22 protein-coding genes and 1 pseudogene are annotated in these 21,059 nt (G+C 72.4%); 9 read left to right on the top strand and 14 right to left on the bottom strand.

Going from position 1 to position 21,059, the window contains the following annotated elements:
- Positions 1–28: 28 nt before the first annotated feature.
- A complete protein-coding gene (locus ACZ6BG_RS38315; RefSeq protein ID WP_469010797.1) occupies positions 29–1,267 on the bottom strand; it encodes an amidohydrolase family protein in 1,239 nt (412 codons plus the stop codon).
- Between the two features lie 274 nt (positions 1,268–1,541).
- Between ACZ6BG_RS38315 and ACZ6BG_RS38310 the strand changes: the two genes are divergently transcribed.
- Positions 1,542–1,991, top strand: a complete 450-nt coding sequence (locus tag ACZ6BG_RS38310) for a DoxX family protein (protein ID WP_469010794.1) — start codon at positions 1,542–1,544, stop codon at positions 1,989–1,991.
- A gap of 48 nt (positions 1,992–2,039) precedes the next feature.
- Here ACZ6BG_RS38310 and ACZ6BG_RS38305 read toward each other — a convergent pair.
- Positions 2,040–2,159: pseudogene (locus ACZ6BG_RS38305) on the bottom strand (pentapeptide repeat-containing protein); the annotation flags it as partial.
- Between the two features lie 218 nt (positions 2,160–2,377).
- Between ACZ6BG_RS38305 and ACZ6BG_RS38300 the strand changes: the two are divergent.
- A complete protein-coding gene (locus ACZ6BG_RS38300) occupies positions 2,378–2,854 on the top strand; it encodes a hypothetical protein (protein ID WP_469010792.1) in 477 nt (158 codons plus the stop codon).
- A gap of 117 nt (positions 2,855–2,971) precedes the next feature.
- Here ACZ6BG_RS38300 and ACZ6BG_RS38295 read toward each other — a convergent pair whose 3' ends face one another.
- Entirely contained in the window at positions 2,972–3,337 is a 366-nt protein-coding gene (locus ACZ6BG_RS38295; RefSeq protein ID WP_469010790.1) for an ArsR/SmtB family transcription factor, read from the bottom strand.
- Positions 3,334–3,825, bottom strand: a complete 492-nt coding sequence (locus ACZ6BG_RS38290) for an SRPBCC domain-containing protein (RefSeq protein WP_469010788.1) — start codon at positions 3,823–3,825, stop codon at positions 3,334–3,336. The genes ACZ6BG_RS38295 and ACZ6BG_RS38290 overlap by 4 nt, the downstream gene beginning before the upstream one ends.
- A gap of 236 nt (positions 3,826–4,061) precedes the next feature.
- Between ACZ6BG_RS38290 and ACZ6BG_RS38285 the strand changes: the two genes are divergently transcribed.
- On the top strand, positions 4,062–4,271 hold the full coding sequence (locus ACZ6BG_RS38285; RefSeq protein WP_469010786.1) for a DUF4287 domain-containing protein: 210 nt from the start codon (positions 4,062–4,064) through the stop codon (positions 4,269–4,271).
- A gap of 18 nt (positions 4,272–4,289) precedes the next feature.
- Here the strand turns inward: ACZ6BG_RS38285 and ACZ6BG_RS38280 are convergent, their stop codons facing one another.
- Positions 4,290–4,853 (bottom strand): hypothetical protein, encoded by a 564-nt coding sequence (locus tag ACZ6BG_RS38280; protein ID WP_469010784.1) that lies wholly within the window; start codon positions 4,851–4,853, stop codon positions 4,290–4,292.
- Positions 4,854–5,462: 609 nt separating this feature from the next.
- On the opposite strand from ACZ6BG_RS38280, the gene ACZ6BG_RS38275 reads away from it, so the two are divergent.
- Both ACZ6BG_RS38275 and ACZ6BG_RS38270 read left to right on the top strand, forming a co-directional pair.
- On the top strand, positions 5,463–6,215 hold the full coding sequence (locus ACZ6BG_RS38275) for a response regulator (RefSeq protein WP_469010782.1): 753 nt from the start codon (positions 5,463–5,465) through the stop codon (positions 6,213–6,215).
- A 123-nt stretch (positions 6,216–6,338) separates the two neighbouring features.
- A complete protein-coding gene (locus ACZ6BG_RS38270) occupies positions 6,339–6,749 on the top strand; it encodes a RidA family protein (protein WP_469010779.1) in 411 nt (136 codons plus the stop codon).
- Positions 6,750–6,831: 82 nt separating this feature from the next.
- Here the strand turns inward: ACZ6BG_RS38270 and ACZ6BG_RS38265 are convergent, their stop codons facing one another.
- Positions 6,832–8,598 carry a sensor histidine kinase gene (locus tag ACZ6BG_RS38265; RefSeq protein WP_469010864.1) on the bottom strand — a complete coding sequence of 589 codons (1,767 nt, stop codon included), beginning with the start codon at positions 8,596–8,598 and terminating at the stop codon, positions 6,832–6,834.
- A 201-nt stretch (positions 8,599–8,799) separates the two neighbouring features.
- Here ACZ6BG_RS38265 and ACZ6BG_RS38260 point away from each other — a divergent pair, with 201 nt between their 5' ends.
- The 4 genes from ACZ6BG_RS38260 (at position 8,800) to ACZ6BG_RS38245 (ending at position 13,375) form a co-directional block, all read left to right on the top strand.
- Positions 8,800–9,531, top strand: a complete 732-nt coding sequence (locus ACZ6BG_RS38260; RefSeq protein WP_469010776.1) for a DJ-1/PfpI family protein — start codon at positions 8,800–8,802, stop codon at positions 9,529–9,531.
- A gap of 214 nt (positions 9,532–9,745) precedes the next feature.
- Positions 9,746–10,339, top strand: a complete 594-nt coding sequence (locus ACZ6BG_RS38255; RefSeq protein ID WP_469010772.1) for a hypothetical protein — start codon at positions 9,746–9,748, stop codon at positions 10,337–10,339.
- 79 nt (positions 10,340–10,418) lie between these two features.
- A complete protein-coding gene (locus tag ACZ6BG_RS38250; RefSeq protein WP_469010770.1) occupies positions 10,419–12,311 on the top strand; it encodes a S9 family peptidase in 1,893 nt (630 codons plus the stop codon).
- A 293-nt stretch (positions 12,312–12,604) separates the two neighbouring features.
- Positions 12,605–13,375 carry an SURF1 family protein gene (locus tag ACZ6BG_RS38245; protein WP_469010767.1) on the top strand — a complete coding sequence of 257 codons (771 nt, stop codon included), beginning with the start codon at positions 12,605–12,607 and terminating at the stop codon, positions 13,373–13,375.
- A gap of 58 nt (positions 13,376–13,433) precedes the next feature.
- On the opposite strand, the gene ACZ6BG_RS38240 is transcribed toward ACZ6BG_RS38245, so the two are convergent.
- The 8 genes from ACZ6BG_RS38240 to ACZ6BG_RS38205 all read right to left on the bottom strand — a co-directional run bounded on the left by ACZ6BG_RS38240 (position 13,434) and on the right by ACZ6BG_RS38205 (position 20,915).
- Positions 13,434–14,885 (bottom strand): hypothetical protein, encoded by a 1,452-nt coding sequence (locus tag ACZ6BG_RS38240; protein WP_469010765.1) that lies wholly within the window; start codon positions 14,883–14,885, stop codon positions 13,434–13,436.
- A complete protein-coding gene (locus ACZ6BG_RS38235) occupies positions 14,882–15,538 on the bottom strand; it encodes a SigE family RNA polymerase sigma factor (RefSeq protein ID WP_380842537.1) in 657 nt (218 codons plus the stop codon). The genes ACZ6BG_RS38240 and ACZ6BG_RS38235 overlap by 4 nt, the downstream gene beginning before the upstream one ends.
- A gap of 457 nt (positions 15,539–15,995) precedes the next feature.
- Positions 15,996–17,054: an aspartate-semialdehyde dehydrogenase gene (locus ACZ6BG_RS38230; RefSeq protein ID WP_469010759.1), complete on the bottom strand. Its 1,059-nt coding sequence runs from the start codon at positions 17,052–17,054 to the stop codon at positions 15,996–15,998.
- Positions 17,051–18,322: an aspartate kinase gene (locus tag ACZ6BG_RS38225; protein WP_289947889.1), complete on the bottom strand. Its 1,272-nt coding sequence runs from the start codon at positions 18,320–18,322 to the stop codon at positions 17,051–17,053. The genes ACZ6BG_RS38230 and ACZ6BG_RS38225 overlap by 4 nt, the downstream gene beginning before the upstream one ends.
- Positions 18,323–18,543: 221 nt before the next feature.
- On the bottom strand, positions 18,544–19,101 hold the full coding sequence (locus ACZ6BG_RS38220; RefSeq protein WP_469010753.1) for a Uma2 family endonuclease: 558 nt from the start codon (positions 19,099–19,101) through the stop codon (positions 18,544–18,546).
- Positions 19,098–19,562 (bottom strand): PIN domain-containing protein, encoded by a 465-nt coding sequence (locus ACZ6BG_RS38215; RefSeq protein WP_469010750.1) that lies wholly within the window; start codon positions 19,560–19,562, stop codon positions 19,098–19,100. The genes ACZ6BG_RS38220 and ACZ6BG_RS38215 overlap by 4 nt, the downstream gene beginning before the upstream one ends.
- The gene (locus ACZ6BG_RS38210) at positions 19,559–19,774 is read right to left on the bottom strand and encodes a type II toxin-antitoxin system VapB family antitoxin (RefSeq protein ID WP_469010748.1); all 216 of its coding nucleotides are present in this window, start codon (positions 19,772–19,774) and stop codon (positions 19,559–19,561) included. Before ACZ6BG_RS38210 ends, ACZ6BG_RS38215 begins: the two co-directional genes overlap by 4 nt.
- Positions 19,775–19,898: 124 nt before the next feature.
- Positions 19,899–20,915 carry a hypothetical protein gene (locus ACZ6BG_RS38205; protein ID WP_469010746.1) on the bottom strand — a complete coding sequence of 339 codons (1,017 nt, stop codon included), beginning with the start codon at positions 20,913–20,915 and terminating at the stop codon, positions 19,899–19,901.
- Positions 20,916–21,059: the final 144 nt, after the last annotated feature.

Raw genomic sequence — 21,059 nt, 5'->3', positions numbered from 1 at the left:
TCCGCGCGGTGCGTCGCGGGCCGTGGCGTCAGGCCGTGGCCGCGGCCGTCCGGTCTTGGTCAAACGGCAGGTCCAGCATACGAATCGCGTTGCCGCGCAGCAGCTTGTAGGCCACGTCCTCCGGGAGGTGGCCCACGTGGTCGGTCGCGACCTGCTTCGTGTGCGGCCAGGTGGAGTCGACGTGGGGGTAGTCCGTCTCGAAGGTGGCGTTGTCCACCCCGACCGTCTCGATCGCCTCGATGCCGTGCTTGTCGCGGAAGAAGCAGCAGAAGATCTGCCGGTAGTAGTACGTCGACGGCGGCTCGGGGATCAGGTCCTTCACGCCGCCCCACGCCCGGTGCTCCTCCCAGACGTCGTCGGCGCGCTCCAGGGCGTACGGAATCCACCCCATCTGCCCCTCGCTGTAAGCCAATTTGAGCCGGGGGAACTTCACGAGGACCCCCGAGAACAGGAAGTCCATCATCGAGGCCATCGCGTTGTTGAAGGACAGCGAGGCCTGGACGGCGGGGGGCGCGTCCGGTGAGGCGGCGGGCATCTGCGACGACGAGCCGATGTGCATGTTCACGACCGTCCCGGTCTCCTCGCAGGCCGCGAAGAACGGGTCCCAGTAGCCGGAGTGGATCGAGGGCAGCCCGAGATGGGTCGGGATCTCGCTGAAGGTCACGGCCCGCACCCCGCGCGCGGCGTTCCGCCTGATCTCCGCGACGGCGAGCTCCACGTCCCACAGCGGGATGAGGCAGAGCGGGATCAGGCGCCCCCCGCTGTCCCCGCACCACTCCTCGACCATCCAGTCGTTGTACGCGCGGACGCACGCGAGCCCCACCTCCTTGTCCTTGGCCTCCGCGAAGGTCTGGCCGCAGAAGCGCGGGAAGGTGGGGAAGCAGAGCGAGGCCTCGACGTGGTTCATGTCCATGTCCGCGAGGCGCGCCTTGGGGTCCCAGCAGCCGCGGCGCATCTGCTCCCGCGTGATCCCGTCGAGCGTCATCTCGTCCCGGGAGAATCCGACGGCGGCGATGATGCGCTTGTACGGGAAGATCTCGTCCTCGTACCGCCACCAGTCCGTGACCTGGCCCTCCGGGTCGGTGGTGAAGCGGTACTTCCCGCCCACGTACGCCAGTTCGCCGATGCCCGCGGTGAAGGGCCGCGGGCCCCGGTCGCGGTACTTGGCCGGGAGCCAGGTCTCGAAGAGGTGCGCGGGCTCGATGACGTGATCGTCCACGCTGATGACCTTCGGGATGTCCCTGGCGCCGCTCTCGTTGCCGCTCACGCTGTGTCCCCTCACCGCCCGCCGGATCCACCGGCCCGAATCTGACGACCCATCAGATCGAGGCTATGGCGAGGCGGGCCGCACGGCAAGCGGCAGCGCGAAGTCGGGGGCGGCGGCCTCGGGGGCCGTGCGGGCCGGGCGGGGCCGCACGAGGCCTTGCGCTCTCGCGGGGCATCCGCTGAACTGACGGATCGTCAGACATTGACGGGCGAGCGGGCGCAGGAACAGGCACCGCCGCCCAGTACCGGGCGGCGGGCGGCGGGAAGGGCACGTGATGCGGACGATCTGGCTCAGCGGCGCGGAGTGGTTCGCGATCCTCCGGATCGGGCTCGGGCTGTGGTGGCTGGAGAGCTGGCGGCACAAGGACAAGAAGACCTGGTTCACCGGCGGGGGCATCGGCTGGGCGGCCGGCATCGCCGAGAAGCACCGGTGGCCCGTCGTGCGCCGCGGCTTCGACACCGTGGTGAAGCCGCGCCCACGGCTGATGGCCTACGTCGTCGCCTACGCGGAACTGGCCCTGGGCCTCGGCCTGATCGCCGGTTTCCTCACCCCGATCGCCCTGGCCTGCGGCCTCGCGCTCAATCTGATCTACCTCATCCTCATGATCCACGACTGGGCCGAGCAGGGACAGAACCTGATGATGGCGCTGATCTCGGCGGTGGCGCTGCTCGCGATGAGTTGGCAGGTGTGGTCGGTGGATGAGGGGTTGGGGTTGTTCTTGTGAGGGGGGTTCCGGTGAGGGACGTTCCCGTGAGGGGGGGCCGGTGAGGGACGTTCCGGTGAGGGACGTTCCCGTGAAGGACGTTCCCGTGAAGGACGTTCCCGTGAGGGACGTTCCCGTGAGGGACGTTCCGGCGAGGGGTCGTCGTGGAGCGGATGTCGTGAAGGAGATGGGGCGTGAGGGGATCTGGGCGGGATGAGGTTTCGGGCGGGGCGCCTCGGGGTGGGGCGGTGCGCGGGGCCGAGGGCGTGGCGGAGGTCGAGGGCGGGGCCGAGGCTGCGCCTGCGGTGGAATCCGCGTCCGAGTCCGCGGCCGACGCCACGGCCGGGGATGCCCTGCGGGCGGGGCACTCGGCTCGGGCGCGGAGTGCGGCGGCGCGGGCTGCGGCTGTGAGCAGGTACATCGAGCGGGGGCGTGGGGCGGGGCGGGGCGCGGACAAGGTCTCCGGCGCGGCCGACGTGGACGAGGGGGTCGTCTGGAAGGCGGCTCATGCGGCGCGGGTGTCCGCACAGGCGATCACCGTACTCGCCGAGGGTGATCCCGACCCGGCGGCGGACTCGCGCTGCGCGAGGAACGCCGCGGCGTCCGCCGCGCAGGCGGCCCGCATGGGGCGGATCCACGACGCCGACAGCGAAGTCGCCGTCGCCGCCTGCGAAGCGGCCCTCAAGGCGGCACAGGCGGCGGGGGCGGCCGCGAAGGCGGGCGAACTGGGCGCGAACCAGGCGCTGAACGCGGCGGCCGACGAGGCGGAGGCGGCGGCCGTCGCGGCGGCGGAGCGGGCCGGGTGGGTGCGCCCCGGGGAGGATGCGCCGGGGGTGGCGACCGGGGTGCGGAGCGGGGAGTTGATGCAGATGCTGCATTGGTGAGGGCGAGGCTCGGGCGCCGGGGCGGGGCGGGTGCCAGGGGTGGGCGTCTGGGCCGAATCGGGGCCTGGCCGAGTGCGGGCGGGGGCCGTTGACGGTCAGGGCGAGTACAGGGCGCGCCTAGCGCGCGTCCCGCTCCGCCGCCTCCGCGATGCGCTTGATGTCCGCGAGGCGCCGGTCCCAGTCGGCCGCGAGCGCGGCCATCCAGCGGGCCGTGACGTCCAGTGCCGCGGGCCGTACCGCGTACCGCATCTCGCGTCCGACCCGGTTGCCGGAGACCAGACCGGCGGCGTCCAGGACGGCGAGGTGCTTGACCACGGCCTGGCGGGAGACGGGGAGTTGGTCGGCGAGCTTCGTCGCGGTGGCCTCGCCGCGCGCGGCGAGCAGGTCGAGGAGCCGACGGCGGGTCGGGTCGGCCAGCGCGGCGAGAACACCGTCCACGGCCTCACCCGCGACCCCGTCGGCGGCCGGTTCCTGGTCGGTCACGCGGTCGGCTGCTCGGCTCGCTGCTTGAGCGCGTCGAGTTCCTGGGGCCAGCCGCCGGTGTTGTCCCGTACGGCCCGGGCGCGCAGTTCCTCGGACCCGGCAAGCGCCGCGAAGCCGCTCTCCACGACGCGGAGGCGGGTCTTGTCGCCCTCCGAGGTCAGCGTGAACTCCACGAGGGTGCTGTTGTCGGCCCGCAGCTCCTCGCCGGGGAACGCGCTGGCCCAGCGGTACGCCACATACGTCTGCGGCTCGACCTTCTCCACCCGCACCGGATAGTCCCCGTACTCCGGATTCCTCGCCACCATCGACTCCCCCTCCCTGGCCGTGGTCCCCGCCAGGCTCGCCTTGTCGGCCACCCAGAACCCGGGCTCGGTCACCAGCGACCAGACCCGCTCCAGGGAGGCGGCGATCAGGGTCTCGCGCTCGATCCGGTCGGGCGGGGTGTGCGGGCTCCGCGGGGCAGGCGTGCCGTTCCCGGTGTCACTCATGGCGGGCTCCTTCGGTCGTCTCGCTCTCGACAGTTAGTGCAACTTCAGAGTTGCACATGGTCGAGCTTAGCGCAACCGAAGGGTTGCACCTGGAGGTGCGGGGCAGGTCGCTCGAAGGTGCGTGACGTGGATCACTTCGCGGAGGCGATGAGTCCTGGGGACGGGGGTGGTCCTATGTGTGAAAAGACCGAACGTGAGACCAGATACCAAGCGTGAGACCCGAGGAGGGCGTTGAGATGTCTGATGCCGCTGTGAAGGGGCCCGCCAGTTACTTTCCTTCCATCGAGGCGAAGTACGGGCGTTCCATCTCGGAGTGGGTGGAGCTCATTCGGGGGTCCGAGCTGAGCAAGCACATGGATCTCGTGAAGTGGCTCAAGGCCGAGCACGGGCTCGGGCACGGGCACGCCAACGCGCTGGTGGCGCACACCCTGGCCGGGGGCAAGTGACGCCGGGGGCGTCCGGAGTCAGGCCGCCACGCGCTCCGCGCCGCGCGCCGACGTGCGCGACCTGAACACGGCCGCCGCCCCCGCGAGCACCGCCGCCGCGATCGTCAGCGCCAGCGCCGCCGGATTGACGTACTCGGGCACACCCACCGAGTACGTCGCGCCGTCCGCCGCGTGGCAGCCGAAGCGCAGCGGGAAGTACGTGGCGCTGTAGCCGTCGATCGTCGTCGCGTCGGCCGGGTCCGCCGCCCGGACGCAGGCCGCGCCCCGTTCCGTGTCATCGAGGGCGAGCAGGCGCAGGGCGCCCCAGGCATAGACCGCCAGGGCGCCCGCACCGGCCAGGGACGCCGTGGCACGGAGGGCCTGGAGGGTGCGGGAGGTGCGGAGGATTCCGCGCCGCGCGGGGTCCGTGCTCACCGGGTCCGTGCTCACGGGGTCCGCGCCCGCGGAGTCCGCGCGTCCAGTGGCCACCCGTACGAGCGTGACCGTGGCGTACGCCGTCAGGCCCACGGCCAGTACCGCCGCCACGAACACGATGCCCATCAGTGTGACGGCGTTGTGCCCGTCCATCGGGTCCGTGGACATGTTCCCCCGCCTGCTCGCCTTGCCTGACCTGACCTGGCCCGGTTCCCACCGAGTGCACGTTCCTATTCAGGACTGTTGTCCGAAAATGGGTGGGTGGCTGGGAATCTATCAGGGGTCGGCACGCCCTCAGAGGGCGGTATGTCCTGACTTTCGTGGCATGCGCGGGGGCGCGCGGGCGCTCGATGCGCCTGCGCGGCCGCTCCCCTGCGGCCGCGCAGGCGGGTGCGGTGGTCGCTGGACATGCACTCAGCCGTGCCGCACCGGGAACGGATCCGGTGCGGCGGAGTCCAGCTCCGCCGCGGCACCGGAATCCCGTGTCGAGGGTTGTTCCGTACTCAACAATGCCCTGTGCGGGGCGAGTCGCGCGAGGGCCGAGTGGCCCTCGCGCGGGGCCGCTCGGCCCCAGCGTCCGGGCCCCGCCGGGCCGTTCGGCCCCTGGCAGGGAGCAAGCCCTTACCGTCACCCTCGAAGGGGCACGGTTCGCCGCCCCCGTACGGACATGAAATCTCCGCCGTACGGGCACGGACACGGACACCGGTGCCCCCTCCGCGCGGCAGAGCCGCCGACCGGCAGACCGATGGACACGCCCGGGCCGACCAAGGGGTAGAGATGGACAGCACTGCCGCAGCACCGGATCCGGCCGAGCCCGGCGCCCCGCCACGCCCCATCCGTGTCTTCCTGCTCGACGACCACGAAGTCGTCCGGCGCGGCCTGCGCGACCTGCTCGGCGGCGAGCCCGGCATCGAGGTGGTCGGGGAGGCCGCCAGCGGGGAGCAGGCGCTGGCCAGGGGGCCCGCGCTGCGGCCCGACGTCGCCGTCCTCGACGTCCGCCTGCCCGACGGGAACGGCATCACCGTGTGCCGTGAACTGCGCGCGCTCATGCCGGGGTTGGCGTGTCTGATGCTCACTTCGTTCGACGACGAGGACGCGCTGCTCGACGCCATCATGGCGGGCGCCGCGGGCTACGTACTCAAGCAGATCAAGGGATCCGACCTGGTGACGGCGGTACGGACCGTCGCCGCCGGGCAGTCGTTGCTCGACCCGGCCACGACGGCCCGGCTGATGCGGTCGCTGCGCGGTCCCGAGGGCGAACTGCCGCCCGAGGACGCCCGGCTGTCCGTCCTCAACGAGCGCGAGCGTGCCATCCTCGCGCTCATCGGGGAGGGGCTCACCAACCGGCAGATCGGCGGGAAGCTGTATCTGTCCGAGAAGACCGTGAAGAACCACATCTCCCGGATGCTGGCCAAGCTGGGCGTCGAACGGCGGGTGCAGGCCGCCGTCCTCGCCGCGCAGGTCGCGCCGCCCGACGCCGGACCCAGGACCGAGCCCGGTTCGCCGACGCCGCGGGGTCCCGCCCACTGAGCCGATGGCCCTCCGGGCCCCCATGCCCCCCCCGGGCACCCATGCCCCCCCCGGGAATGGATCAAGGCACTCCGTGGCTGTCCTGCGTGGATCACGCCACCACCCTGAAGGAGTGTCATCAGCATGCCCGTTGCCCAGCCCGCCGCCGAGCGCGTGCGCGTCACCGCGGATCCCGACTGGTACGAGTCCGCGGGCATCTCGCTCGGCGTCCGCGTCGGCAACCTGGTCTTCACCTCCGGCCAGGCCCCGATCGACGCCCAGGGGGCCACCGTCGGCGCCGGGGACTTCGAGGCGCAGGCCCGGCAGGCGCTCGCGAACCTGTCGACCGTCCTGACGAACGCGGGCTCCAGCCTCGCCGACGTGGTCAAGGCCACCGTGTTCGTCACCGACATCGCACGGCAGGACGTCTTCGCCGCGCTGCGCGCCGAGCACTTCCCGGACAAGCCCCACCTCGCGGAGTCGTTCGTGGAGGTGTCCTCGCTCGCCGACCCGGAGTGGATGATCGAGATCGAGGCGATCGGGCTCGTGCGCTGAGGCCGACCGCCCAGGAGTGACACCGGCCGGCCCTCGGGCCGGCCCCACCGCCCCACCGGAAGCCGGGCCCACCGCACCGGCCCTACCCCGACCCCACCCCCGCCACCGGCACCCGCCACTCCAGCCGCGTCCCCCGCCGCTCCCCCGCCCGCACCACCAGCTCGCCCCCGAGCCGCTCGGCCCGCTCGGCGAGGTTCCGCAGCCCGGCGCCCCGCTCAGCCCCGGCCCCGGCCCCGGCCCCGGCCCCGGCGGCCTGCCTCGTCCCCGCCTCGATCCCCACCCCGTCGTCCACGACCGCCAGTTCGAGCACCCCTTTGCGTACGACCAGGGACACCTCGGCGCGGCGGGCGCGGGCGTGCCGGGCGACGTTGGACAGGGCTTCGTTGAGGACGGCGACCACGTCGTCGGCGACCGCGCGGGAGACGTCGGTGTCGACCAGGCCCTCCATGCGCAGGGCGGGGGTGAAGCCGAGGACGGCGGCCGCGTCCTCGATCGCGCGGACCGTGCGGACGCGCAGACCGGCCGCGCCGCCGGGCGCCTCGTGGTCGCGCAGGCCGAAGATCGTGGAGCGGATGATCTTGATGGTGGCGTCGAGGTCGTCGACGGCCCGGCGCAGCCGCTCGGCGGCCCCCGGGTGCTCCACGAACCGCTGCACGCTCTGCAGCGTCATGCCGGTCGCGAACAGCCGCTGGATCGCCAGGTCGTGCAGATCGCGGGCGATGCGGTCACGGTCTTCGAGGAGGCTCATCTGCTCGGCGTCGCGGCGCCGGTCGGCGAGTTCGAGGGCGAGCGCGGCCTGACCCGCGAAGCCCGTCAGGGGGGTGGTCTCGGCCTCGGAGAAACCGGGGCGGCCGCTGCTGCGGGCGAGCAGCAGGACGCCGCGTACGTCGTCGCGCGTGCTCATCGGTACGGCGACGGCGGCGCCGATCCCCTCCCAGCGGTCGGCCTTGAACGTCACCCGGGCGTCCTTGCGCACATCGGACGCGGAGACGAGGGCCTGGGCGTCGAGAGCGGCCCCCGCGAAGGAGCCCTCGCGCGGCAGGATGGCGCCGCGGTGCGCCTCGGAGCCCAGGCCGAGCGCGATCTCGACCCGCAACTCGCCGTCGCCCCGCATGAGTTCGATCACGCCGAGCTCGGCGGACGTGATCTCCATGGCCCGCTCCACCATCAGCTCCAGGACCTGCGTCTCCGGCGCGCCCGAGAGCACCGCGCCGGTGACCTCCGCACTCGCCTGCAGCCAGCGCTCGCGCAGCCGCGCCTCCTCGTACAGGCGGGCGTTCTCCACCGCCACCCCGGCCGCGACCGCGAGGGTGGAGAGCACCGACTCGTCCTCGGCGTCGAACTCCGCGCCGCCGTGCTTGCCGGTCAGGTAGATGTTGCCGAAGACCTTGTCGCGTACGCGGATGGGGACGCCGAGGAACGACTGCATCGGCGGGTGGTGCGGCGGGAAGCCGGACGACGCGGGGTGGTCGGACAGCTCCGCGAGGCGCAGCGGCTGCGGGTTGCGGATCAGCTCGCCGAGCAGGCCGTGCCCGGAGGGCAGGTCGCCGATCTGGGCGCGCAGCTCGTCGCTGATGCCGACCGGCAGGAACTCGTCCAGCATCCGGCCCTGGCCGATCACGCCGAGCGCGCCGTACTCGGCGTCGACGAGGGCGACCGCCGTCTCCACGATGCGTCTGAGCACCTGGGCCAGGTCCAGCTCCCTGCCGACCGAGAGCACCGCCTCCAGGAGGCTGTGCAGCCGGTCCCGGGTGCCGCGGACCGCGCTGATCCGCGCGGCGAGCTCTTCAAGCAGTTCGTCGAGGCGCAGCCGTGTCAACTGGCCCGTGTCCGCTCGCTGTTGGCCCATCGGCTCCTCCGCCCGAGCAGACGTGCGCTCCCGTCCCGCGTCCAGACGCTCACCGTAGCCGGTGAGTGGCGCCGCGTGGAGGTCCTTCACCTGCTTGGCTCCCCCATCGAAATCTCCCGGCCCGCGGGAACCCCGCCCTCGTGCCGCACGACCAACTGTCCACATCGGTACGGGAGTTGAACGAGAGCTAGGAGTGCAGAGATGGACCGCAGGGGTCTGTTGAGGTCAACGGCCGCCGTGGGAGCGGCCGGGGCGACGGCGTGGGGCGCGGGGAGCGCGGCGGCGCGGGGGCGGCGCGATGAGGGACGCGGTGAGGGACACGGGCGGGGTCCGCTGCGCGTGCACATCGTCGTCTTCGACGGCGTCGAGGAGCTGGACTTCGCCGGTCCCCTGGAGGTCTTCGGCGCCGCGCGCTCCGTCGGGCAGCGGGTCGAGACGGAACTGGTCACGAGCGGCGGCCCGGGCGGCTTCACCGGTCGCTTCGGTACGCGGGTGACGGACGTCGGCGCCTGGGACCCGGACGCGGCCGACGTGATCGTCGTGCCCGGCGGCGGCTTCGCGCAGCGGGAGGGCGCCGGGATCTGGGCCGAGATCAAGAAGGGCCGCCTGACCCGCGCCCTGAAGGAGGCCGTCCGGCCCGACCTCACCCTGCTCGGTGTCTGCACCGGCGTGATCGTGCTGCACGCGGCCGGAGTCGTCGGCGACCGCCCCTGCACCACGCACCACCGCGCGAAGGACTACCTGCGCGAACGGGGCGCCGACGTCCGCGACGCCCGCGTCGTCGACGACGGGAACCTGGTCTGCGCGGGCGGGGTCAGCTCCGGGATCGACGGGTCCCTGTGGCTGCTCGAGCGGGCGCTCGGGAGCGCGCCGGTCGGGCAGGTGGAGGCGCTGATGGAGTTCGAGCGGAGGGGGACGGTGCTGCGGACGTGAGTCGGGGGGGCCGGAGGGGGCCGGTTCGCCCGCGTCGGGAGCCGCGGCGCGCGAGCCACGCGCGCGCCCGGGCACGCACTCGGCGCGTTCTCCCCGCAGCTCGTCGTCCGCGCGTAGTTCCGCGAGCGGTCCTGTGGTGTCACCATGCGGAGTCCAGGTGCGGCGTGCGGGGCGGGGCGGCTCGGGGTCGCGGGGCGCGGGGTGGGAGGCGTGGATGGCTGAGGTGTTCTTGCGACGGCTGACCCGGTGGCAGGCGGAGCAGCAGCGCGAGTCGATCGCGAACGTGTACGTGGAGTGCTACGGGCCGGGCGGGACCGGCGGGTTCGGCGTGACCGGCAAGACCGGCGGGTCGGGTGGTCCCGGCGGCAGCGGCGAGCCCGGCGGCGCCGACCGGAAGGCGTTCCTGGAGCGGTTCGAACGGCATGTCCAGGAGCCCGACTTCGACATGGTGACGGCCGACTCCGGTGCGGTGCTCGCCGGTTGTCTGTACGGGTTCCGGGCCGCGCGGGGCAGTGCGCTCCTGGACTCCCTGCGGAACGTCCTGCCCGCCGACGCGGCCGGGCGCGCGGGGGCGGGCCGCCTCTTCGTGCTCACGGAGCTGATGGTCCTGCCGGACTACCGTCTGGAGGGCGTGGCCACCCGGCTGCGGGACCTCCTGCTGTCCCGGCACATGACGGACGTGGTCGTCGCGTCGGTGCCGCCCGGGGACGGGGTCGCCCACGAGGTCCTTCGCGCCTGGTCCTACGCGAAGCTGGGCGCGTTCGGGTCGCCGCAGCGGGAGGCGTGGCTGCGGCCGGGACCCGGCTGAGCGGGCCGGCCCGGAAAGTTATCCACAGGCTGGGGACCCTCGCCAGCGGGAGGGCGCCCCGGCCAGGCACTATGGGGCCATGAGTGACACGGGTACGCAGCCGAATGCGGGTACGGGGCCGAGCGCAGGGACGGGCCGGGGCGAGGGCACCACGTCGCCGGGGACCACGTCGTCGGGGACGGGGCCGACGCCCGACTGGGAGAAGCGCTTCCGCGCGCCCCGCGTCTCCCTGCCGGACTGGGCCGAGGACGCCCCCGACCACTCCCTGTTCGTGTCGAACGCCACAGGGACGTACGAGCTGTACGCGTGGGACCGCGCCACGGGCGAGCAGCGCCAGGTCACCGACCGGCCGAACGGCACGACGGACGGCCTGCTCTCGCCGGACGGCCGCTGGATCTGGTGGTTCAACGACAAGGACGGCGACGAGTTCGGCGTGTGGATGCGCCAGCCCTTCGACGGCAGCGGCGCGGACGAGCCCGCCGTGCCGGGCCTCGACCCGTCGTATCCGGCGGGCCTCGCCATCGGCCGCGACGGGCGCACGGTCGTCGTCGGCCGCTCCACGGACGAGGTCGGCACGACGATCCACATCGTCCGCGCCGACGCCGCCCCCGGGGACGCCCCCGCCGAGATCTACCGCCACCGCGAGTCCGCGGGTCTCGGCGACCTCTCCCACGACGGCACCCTCATCGCCATCGAGCACACGGAGCACGGCGACGCGATGCACCCCGCGCTGCGCGTCGTGCGCACCGACGGCTCGGCCGTCGCCGAGCTCGACGACAGCGAGGGCGGCACGGTCGAGCTCGGCCTTGAGGTCCTCGGCTTCGCCCCGGTCGACGGCGACACCCGCCTCCTGGTGGGCCACCAGCGCCGCGGCCGCTGGGAGCCGATGGTGTGGGACGTGGCCACCGGCGAGCAGACCGACCTCGCCCTCGACCTGCCCGGCGACGTCTCCGCCGAGTGGTATCCGGACGGCTCCGCGCTGCTCGTCGGCCACGGCTTCGAGGCCCGCGGCGACCTGTGGCGGTACGACCTCGCGAGCCGCGAGCTGACGCGGGTCGAGACCCCCCGCGGCTCCGTCTCCGGCGCCACCGCCCGCCCCGACGGCACCGTCGAGTACATGTGGTCGTCCGCCGCCGAGCCGCCCGTCCTGCGCTCCACCTCCGGCAAGGTCGTCCTGGACCCGCCCGGCATGAAGGCGCCGCGGTCGGTGCCCGTCGAGGACGTGTGGGTGGACGGGCCCGGCGGCCGCATCCACGCCCTCGTCCAGAAGCCCGCGGGGGCGAGCGGGCCGCTGCCCACCGTCTTCGAGGTGCACGGCGGTCCGACCTGGCACGACAGCGACTCCTTCGCGGCAGGCCCGGCCGCCTGGGTCGACCACGGGTACGCGGTCGTCCGCGTCAACTACCGCGGCTCCACCGGCTACGGCCGCGAGTGGACCGACGCCCTCAAGCACCGCGTCGGCCTCATCGAGCTGGAGGACATCGCCGCCGTCCGCGAATGGGCCGTCGCGTCCGGGCTCGCCGACCCCGACCGCCTCGTCCTCTCCGGCGGCTCCTGGGGCGGCTATCTCACCCTCCTCGGGCTCGGTACGCAGCCCGACGCGTGGGCCCTCGGGCTCGCCGCCGTGCCCGTCGCCGACTACGTGACGGCGTACCACGACGAGATGGAGGCCCTGAAGGCCATCGACCGCACGTTCTTCGGCGGCACCCCCGAAGAGGTCCCCGACCGGTTCTCCGCCTCCTCTCCCCTCACCTACGTCGACGCCGTCAAGGTGCCCGTCTACATCTCCGCCGGGGTGAACGACCCGCGGTGCCCGATCCGCCAGGTCGAGAACTACGTAGACCGGCTCGCCGCGCGGGGGGCCGTCCACGAGGTGTATCGCTACGACGCCGGGCACGGTTCCCTCGTCGTGGACGAGCGGATCAAGCAGGTGGCGCTTGAGCTGGACTTCGCGGGGCGGCATTTGGGGTAGGGGGGTGGGGCCCTGCGGGGCTTTCCCCGATCCCGCCCCTTCCCGAAACCGGGGGCTGCCGCCCCCGGACCCCCGCTTGTCGCCGCTCCGCGCCTCGTCCTCAAACGCCGGACGGGCTATAGGCAGCCCCTCGTGGGGGTCCCCCCTGCTCCTTAAGAGCTCGGGGGAGTTTGAGGAGCGGGGTCTGGGGCGGAGCCCCCCACGCGGCGGAGCCGCAAATCGACACAGCCGGGAAGGGGCGGGATTGGGGAGCCCCCGGCAAGGCCCCCGCAGGCGCCCCGTACCGTGGGGGTGTGTACCGGTTCCTGCTGACGCCCCGCTGGTGGGGCATCAACCTCTTCGTCGCCCTGGCGATCCCCGTGTGCCTCTTCATGGGCTCCTGGCAGCTCACCCGCTTCGAGGACCGCGTACAGGACCACAAGGACGCCGAGCGCCAGGCGACCACGGACACGGGCGCGGCCCGCCCGCTGGCCTCGCTGCTGCCGGTGGACAAGAAGACCTCGGGCGAGCGGGCGACGGCGACCGGCCGGTGGGGCAGGCAACTGCTCGTGCCGGACCGGGAGTTGGACGACAAGAGCGGGTACTACGTCCTGACGCTGCTGCGCACGGACGCGGGCAAGTCGCTGCCGGTGGTGCGGGGCTGGCTGCCGGGCAGGGCGGACGTGAAGAAGGCTCCGGCGCCGCCGAAGGGCGAGGTCACGGTCACGGGCGCGCTCCAGGCCTCGGAGAGCCAGAGCTCGAACGGCGTGACCACGGCGGGCGGGCTGCCGTCCGGCCAGGTGGGCATGATCAGCGGGGCGTCCCTGGTGAACATGGTCCCGGACGACCTGTACGACGCGTGGGTCACCCTCGACCGGGCCACGGGGCCGCTGACGCCGGTTCCGGCGACGGCGCCGGAGGACTCGGGCCTGGACATGAAGGCCTTCCAGAACCTCGGCTACACCGGCGAGTGGTTCGTCTTCGCGGGCTTCGTGGTGTTCATGTGGTTCCGGCTGTTCCGGCGCGAGCGGGAGTTCGCACGGGACGCCGAGCTGGGGCTGGTACCGGACGCCACGGAGGCGTGAGCGGACACCGCCGAGGCGCTCCGCGGGGCTCGCGGCACGTGTCACCACGCCGCGCGCGTCACTGCGCCGCGAGCACCCCGGTCTTGTACACGGTCCCCGCACACGCGTTGGGCACCGTCGCGCCCGCGGAGGGCGAGCCCGGCTCGGCCGTCAGGGACACGGCGACCTTTCCGTCCTCCGTGCCCTCCTCGGGGACCAGCTGCGTCGTCGTGCCGTCCGGCGCGCCGCTCTCGGAGCCGCTGCCGCCGCTGGCGCCGCCGCTGTCGCTGGGCGTGGGGTTGGGCGAGGGGTCACCGCCGTCGGACGGACAGGTCCCCGAGGGAACGAAGGCGAACCGCACCTCGTACGAGGCGCCGGGCTTCAGGACGAGCGCGCTGGACTCCTGCGCCGGGTCGGGCAGACCGGTCGCGGCGTCGCCCGCCGTGTGGTCGACGACGTTGACGTTCGCGGGGTCGGCCGCGCCGAGGGCCGCGGCGTTGACGCTGCCGGCCGAGTTGACAGTGCAGCTGTTGCCGGAGGTGTTGGAGATCCGGAAGGTGCCGTAGACCGTGCCATTGGCCTCGGCGGGGGCGACGGAGCCGGTGGCGCCGAGCTGGGCGGCGTCGCAGCTGGGCGAGGACACGGCGTCCGTGTCGTCGTCCGTCGGGTCGGGGCCGCCGGTGGCGCCGCCCTGCTTGCCGTCCTTGCCCTTGCCGTCCTTGCCCTTCCCCTCCTTGCCCTTCTCTTCCTTCTTGTCCTTCTTGTCTTCCTTGTCCTTGACCTTGTCGCCCTTGCCGTGCTCGCCGCGGTCCTTGCTGCCGCCGGTGTCGCCCTGGCTGGGGTGGTTGCTGCCCGCGCCGATGATGGAGGGGCGCGCGTCCGAGTCGCCGCCGGAACCGGCGACGTGCACGAGGGCCGGGATGGCCGTGCCGACGAGGAGCGCCGCGGCCGCCATGCCGACGAGGGCCTGGCGCTTGCGGGCGCGGCGTGCGGGCACCGCGTGCCGCAGCCGCTCCAGGGCGGCGTCGCCCGGCTGGATCTCCTGGACGGCCTGCTGGAGCAGGCGCCGCAGCGCGAGTTCGTCGCCGTGCAGCCCGTCGGGGTCGTTGGCGTCGTCAGGGTCGCCGGAGCCGCCGAACAGGCCGCCGCCGAAGGGGCCACCGCCGGAGCCGCCGGAGCCGCCGCCCGGGCCGGTCCCGCGCGGACCGCCGCCCGAACCTCCGGCCGCGCCGCTGCCGCCGGGGCCGCCGCCGCGTGCGGGGCCGTCGTTCGACGCACCGCCCTGCGACCCCGCGCCTGAGTCGCTCACGATCAGGCCGAGTACGCCGAGTCCGCGGTCGGGGCGGCCCTTGCCGCTCGGCCCGTGCTTCACAGTTCCGTTCCCAGCGTCTTGCCCGCGGGCGCGCCCGGCGTCCCGCTCTTCGTACAGGTCCCGCTTGTCCGGCGCGCTCGGCTTGCCCTGCGCACCCAGCTTGTCCGCGGCGCCGCGCTTCTCCGTCGTACCGCTGCCCTGGCGTCCCCTGCCCGTCATGCCGGGGCCTCCATGGCGACACGCAGGGCGGCGATGCCCCGCGAGCCGTACGCCTTGACCGAGCCGAGGGATATCCCGAGGGTCTCGGCGACCTGGGCCTCGGTCATGTCCGCGAAGTACCGCAGGACGAGGACCTCGCGCTGGCGGCGCTGGAGGCCGCGCATGGCCTTGATGAGTTCGTCGCGCTCAAGGAGGTCGTACGCGCCCTCCTCGGCGCTCGCCATGTCCGGCATCGGCTTGGTGAGCAGCTTCAGGCCGAGGATGCGGCGGCGCAGCGCGGACCGGGAGAGGTTGACGACGGTCTGGCGGAGGTAGGCCAGGGTCTTCTCGGGGTCGCGCACGCGCTTGCGTGCGGAGTGCACGCGGATGAACGCCTCCTGTACGACGTCCTCGCAGGAGGCGGTGTCGTCCAGGAGCAGCGCGGCGAGTCCGAGCAGCGACCGGTAGTGGGCGCGGTAGGTCTCGGTGAGATGGTCGACGGTGGTGCCCGCGGTCACGCTCAACTCATCGCCCTCGCGCTGAGTCGGGATGCGGGCGGGCCGCGCTGCGGGCATGGGGGCGATCACCGGCATGCCGCCGGGTACGCGCGGGCGCCTGGGCGGGCGCAATGCCACCGCGCCGCTCGCTGCTGTGAAGTCCAGTACCTCTGCCACGCCTGTTTGACACGCTTCCCCCCATCAGGGTTGTACGCGTCGGGTGTGGCGTTCCGCATCGCCTGCCCGGTGCGGGCCGCAGGCGCCGTGGTCGCGGCGTGCGTCGCGGTCGCGGGAACCGCTCGCGACGATGCATCAAAAGCCCCCATGCGTACCAGCTCTTCCCCTATGCCCCATATTCTTTTTCGCAGCGCTTCAGGCCGCCCACTGGAGGGCGACGGCGAAGACGCGCGCCACGCCGTCGCGGTTGCACGACGCGGAAGCCGAATCTTCGAACGCGGAGACGCCCCAGTTCAAGCGGTCTGGACCATCGGATTGAACACAGAACTTACACAGTTCCCATGGTGCGTTCCGCTCCGGGCGGCCCGAACGACGACGGAAGCAACGCCTCCGCGGCCCCGGGGCCGTCGGCTCCCCGGCTCCGGGCTGCCGACTCCCCTGCTCCGGCCCGCTCCGGTCAGCCGCCGGTGAACTCGCCCGCGATCAGCTCCGCGATCTGCGTGGTGTTCAGGGCCGCGCCCTTGCGCAAGTTGTCCCCGCACGCGAAGAATTCGAGCGCCGTCGGGTCGTCGAGGGCGCGGCGCAGCCGTCCGACCCACGTCGGGTCGGTGCCGGTGGCGTCGGCGGGGGTGGGGAACTCCCCGGCGGCGGGGTCGTCGAACAGCACGACGCCGGGCGCGGTCGCCAGGATCTCGCGGGCGCGGGCCACGGTCACCTCGTCCTCGAAGCGCGCGTGCACCGTCACCGAGTGGGTGGTGACGACGGGGACGCGGACGCAGGTGACGGCGACCTTCAGGTCGGGCAGGCCGAGGATCTTGCGGGACTCGTCGCGGACCTTCATCTCCTCCGAGGACCAGCCGTCCTCGCGGAGCGCGCCGACCCACGGCACGACGTTCAGCGCGACGGGCTCGGGGAAGGGCCCGGTGTCGTCGCCCACGGCCCGCCGGACGTCACCGGGGCCGGTGCCGAGCTCCGAGCCCGCGACGAGCTTCAGCTGCCGCCGCAGGGTGTCGATGCCGTCCTTCCCGGCCCCGCTCACCGCCTGGTACGAGGAGACGATCAGCTCGCGCAGGCCGAACTCGGCGTGCAGGGCGCCGAGGGCGACGATCATCGACAGGGTGGTGCAGTTCGGGTTGGCGACGATGCCGCGGGGCCGGAGCCGGGCGGCGTGCGGATTGACCTCGGGCACGACCAGCGGGACGTCCGGGTCCATCCGGAAGGCGGCGGAGTTGTCGACGACCACGACGCCGCGCGACGCGGCGATGGGCGCCCACTGCTCGGCCACCTCGACGGGGACGTCGAACATGGCGACGTCCACGCCGTCGAAGACGTCCTCGCTGAGCGCGAGGACCTCGGCCTCCGCACCGCGCACGGCCAGCTTGCGGCCGGCCGAGCGCGGGGAGGCGACGAGTCGGATCTCGCCCCAGATGTCGGCGTGCTGCGACAGGATCTGGAGCATCACCGTGCCGACGGCCCCGGTCGCTCCGACGACCGCGAGCGTCGGCTTGCGGTTCATCGCCCGGTGCCTCCATAGACCACGGCCTCGTCCGAGTCCGAGTCGAGGCCGAAGGCGGTGTGCACGGCGCGCACGGCTTCGTTCACGTCGTCGGCGCGGGTGACCACGGAGATGCGGATCTCGGACGTCGAGATCAGCTCGATGTTCACGCCCGCGTCGCTCAGCGCCTCGAAGAAGGTCGCCGTGACTCCGGGGTTGGTCTTCATGCCGGCGCCGACGAGCGAGATCTTCGCGATCTGGTCGTCGTAGCGCAGGGAGTCGAAGCCGACCTGGGCCCGGGTCTTCTCCAGCGCGTCGATGGCCTTGCGGCCCTCGGTCTTCGGCAGCGTGAAGGAGATGTCGGTCAGGCCCGTCGAGGCGGCCGACACGTTCTGCACGACCATGTCGATGTTGACCTCGGCGTCGGCGATCGCCCGGAAGATCGACGCGGCCTCGCCCGGCTTGTCCGGGACGCCCACGACCGTGATCTTGGCCTCGGACGTGTCGTGCGCGACACCGGAGATGATGGCCTGCTCCACCTTGCGGTCCCCTTGCGGTTCGTTGCTGACCCACGTGCCCTGCAGTCCCGAGAAGGACGACCGGACGTGAATCGGGATGTTGTAACGACGGGCGTACTCCACGCAGCGGTGGAGCAGCACCTTGGACCCGGAGCTGGCGAGCTCCAGCATGTCCTCGAACGAGATCCACTCGATCTTGCGCGCCTTCTTCACGACGCGCGGGTCGGCGGTGAACACACCGTCGACGTCGGTGTAGATCTCGCAGACCTCCGCGTCGAGCGCGGCGGCGAGGGCGACGGCGGTGGTGTCGGAGCCGCCGCGGCCCAGCGTGGTGATGTTCTTGCCCTCCTGGCTGACGCCCTGGAACCCGGCGACGATGGCGATGTTGCCCTCGTCGATCGAGGTCCGGATGCGGCCGGGCGTGACATCGATGATGCGCGCTTTGTTGTGAACCGAGTCGGTGATGACACCGGCCTGGCTGCCGGTGAACGACTGGGCGGCGTGGCCCAGGTTTTTGATCGCCATGGCCAGGAGGGCCATGGAGATCCGCTCTCCGGCGGTCAGCAGCATGTCGAATTCGCGCCCGGCAGGAATCGGCGATACCTGTCCGGCGAGATCGATCAACTCATCCGTCGTGTCACCCATCGCCGACACCACGACAACGACCTGGTGGCCGTTCTTCTTGGCGTCGACGATCCTCTTGGCGACCCGCTTGATGCCCTCGGCATCGGCTACGGAGGAGCCTCCGTACTTCTGCACGACAAGGCCCACGTGCGCTCCTCGCTCAGTCCGTCTCGTTCCGCATCACTGCGGTCGGCTCAGTCTAACGAGCGGCCGAATTCCGCCCCGCGAGTATCAGATCGTGAGATGTCCCGCTCACGCCTTGATCATCACGGTGGCCCTTTGCCCTCCGGCCGCTCCGGGGAGTCCTCTGCCCGCTGCGGACCGGGGCACTCCGGAAAGTGGGGTGGCTCACAGCGGTGATACGGGCTTCAGCGTGCGTAGTCCTTCAGTTTCTCGGTGTGCAAGGTGATGGCCACGGGGGCGGGGAGTCCGACCGTGGCGCCGTAGGAGTACGTACGGCGCTGGCAGTACTCGCCGTCGCGTAGGTCGCTGAACACCGTCAGGGTGTCGCTGTTGCGGTCGATCACTAGATGGACGGGAATGCCCGACCGCGCGTACCCGCATCCCTTTTCGTAGCGCTCAAGACGGTCGGCGTCGTGGTCGCGCGCGGGGACCTCGGCGGTCATGAGGACATGGTCCGGGGCGGCCCACTCGCCCTGTCCGGCGAAGGTGCCGATGGGGGCGAGCGCCCCGTCGGGCTTGACCCTGCCCGCGTGCCAGCCCTCGATCACCAGGCCCTGCTCGGGGTACAGGCCCAGCTCGGGGCGCTGTTGCAGGCACTGGCGCAGCAGCCACATGACGATCTCCCCGTGGTCGCCGTCCGGCACTGGCTTGACCCCCAGCTTTCCGTCGACGAGTTCGAGCGAGACCGTCTCGGGAGCCCCCCGGGCAAGCTCCTCGAACTCCACGACGTCCTCGACGCTCATCCGCGCCCCCTCGGCACGAGCCCGGCCGCACGGCGGGCCCCGTCGGCGTCCGCCGCGCCCCGGTCGACCACCCACCGGCTGCTGTGTCCGCTCAAGGCGGCGATCTGGTCGTAGTCCTCGTCGTAGTGCAGGACGGTGACGCGGTGACGCTGCGCGGTGGCCGCGATGACCAGGTCGGGCAGGGAGAGGGCGCGGTGGTTGCCCTTCTTGATGGCCTTGTCCTGGGTGGCGATGGCCGCGTCCCAGACTTCGTCGGGGCAGTGGAGATAGTCGAAGCCGCTGAGGAAGTGCTCGAGCTTCCGCGCGTGCTGGGCGTCTCGCGCCGAGTACATGGTCTCGATCTGCACGGCACCCGAGACGCACAGCAGGCCGTCCTCCAAAAGCGGGTCAAGCACTTCGGCCACCGCCGGTTGCCCCCACCGCGCGAGCGCGGACTTGTCGATGAGGTATCGCTCGCTCATCCCTGCGCCGTCCCCTCTTCCGGCTGGTCCCGCACGTCGTACATCAAGTCGATCTCACCCGACTTGATCGCGTCGGCGAACTCCCGTCGGCGCTGCAGCTTGGCCAGCCGCATCGCGGCCTCCCTCACCGCCTCCTCGTTCGTCTCCGCGTCGAGGATCTTGCGCAGATCCGCCAGGAAGCCCTCGTCCATCTCGATGGTGACCTGGGCCATGTCAGGCCCCCTTTCGGCGTGCGGACTCACCAATGCCATCGGACTACCTCCAAGGTAGATGTGTCTGTTTCCGGTTTCAGGCGCGCAAGGCGCGCGCTTGCCCTTGGTGGGGAAACCTGTGGGGTCACCTGGGCCGCTTCCGCGCCGGCAGCCCCGCCGCCCGCCGCGCCTCATCGGCCCGCGCCTCGACGTCCACCGGCGGCTCCACCGGGCGGAGGCCGGGCAGAAGCGTCTCCAGGTCGAACTCGCGCGGCGGTCCCGCCTCGTCAAGGTCGCACTCCGCGCGGCACTCGGCGCACAGCCCGTTGATGAGCGGCACGGACATCTCCGGCTCTTCGCAGAGGCCGCAGACGATCACCGCCCGGGTGACGCGGGCGCGCAGCCGGGTCTTGCCCGGGCCCTTGGGCAGCTTGGCGGGCTTGGGGGGCATCTTGTTCTCCAATCGTTTACGGATGAAGCCGCCCGGGTTGGTGACGGCATCGGGCAGACCTGCGGTCAGCTCCTGGACCAGGTCGGCCGGGGTCACCCCGCGCGCCAGCCACTCGGCGGCGAGGGGTTCGAGGGCCCGGCAGTCCCGCTCGGACAGCGCGAGCCGCGAGTCCGCTGCGCGGAGCCGGACGAGGGCTTGGTGGGCGGCGCTTGCCTCCGGCCGGGGTTCAGCGGGGACGGCCTCCGGCGCGGGTTCGGTTTCGGCGGGACCAACCCCCGGCCCGGGTTCGGCGGGCGGGGCCTCGGGGTCGGCCTCCTGGTCGACCCGGGCGAGGCCCGGACGGTACTGGTCCGTCACGTCCCGCCCATGCCGATCCCGCGCGAACTCGGCCCACCATTCGGGGGACTTGGGCGCCCTGGACCAGTACGTCCTGGTCACCCAGCGCATCGAGTTGTCCTCGATCGTGAGGTGTTCCTTGATCCAGCGGAGGTGACCCGCCGTGATCAGGTTTCCCATCGACGTACGGACGGCCTGCTGGCCGTAGCGGGGGTGTTCGGCGGCGATGACCTTGTGACCCATCGCCGCGCCAACGGCGAGGTGGTCGATGAAGGTCGCGATCTCCGCGTCACGTGCGGTCAGACGTGCGAAGTCGGCTTCACTGTGCGGGGATTCGTCACCCGCAGGGCGTTTGCCGTAGCCCGATTTCGCCATGGGATGCGACGGGGACGGCAGGGCGGCATTAAGCTTGGCGTAAGCCACGATCGAACTCGACTCGACTCGTAGGTCTAGGCCTCGGTACCGGTGTTGGCGCACCGGCCGGGGCCGTTTCTTTGTCGCGAACCTAGGGCGACTTTA

This window comes from Streptomyces sp. NPDC041205 (assembly GCF_055591765.1).
Note: the sequence above shows the minus strand (reverse complement) of the source record. Positions and strands in the feature narration are given on the sequence as shown.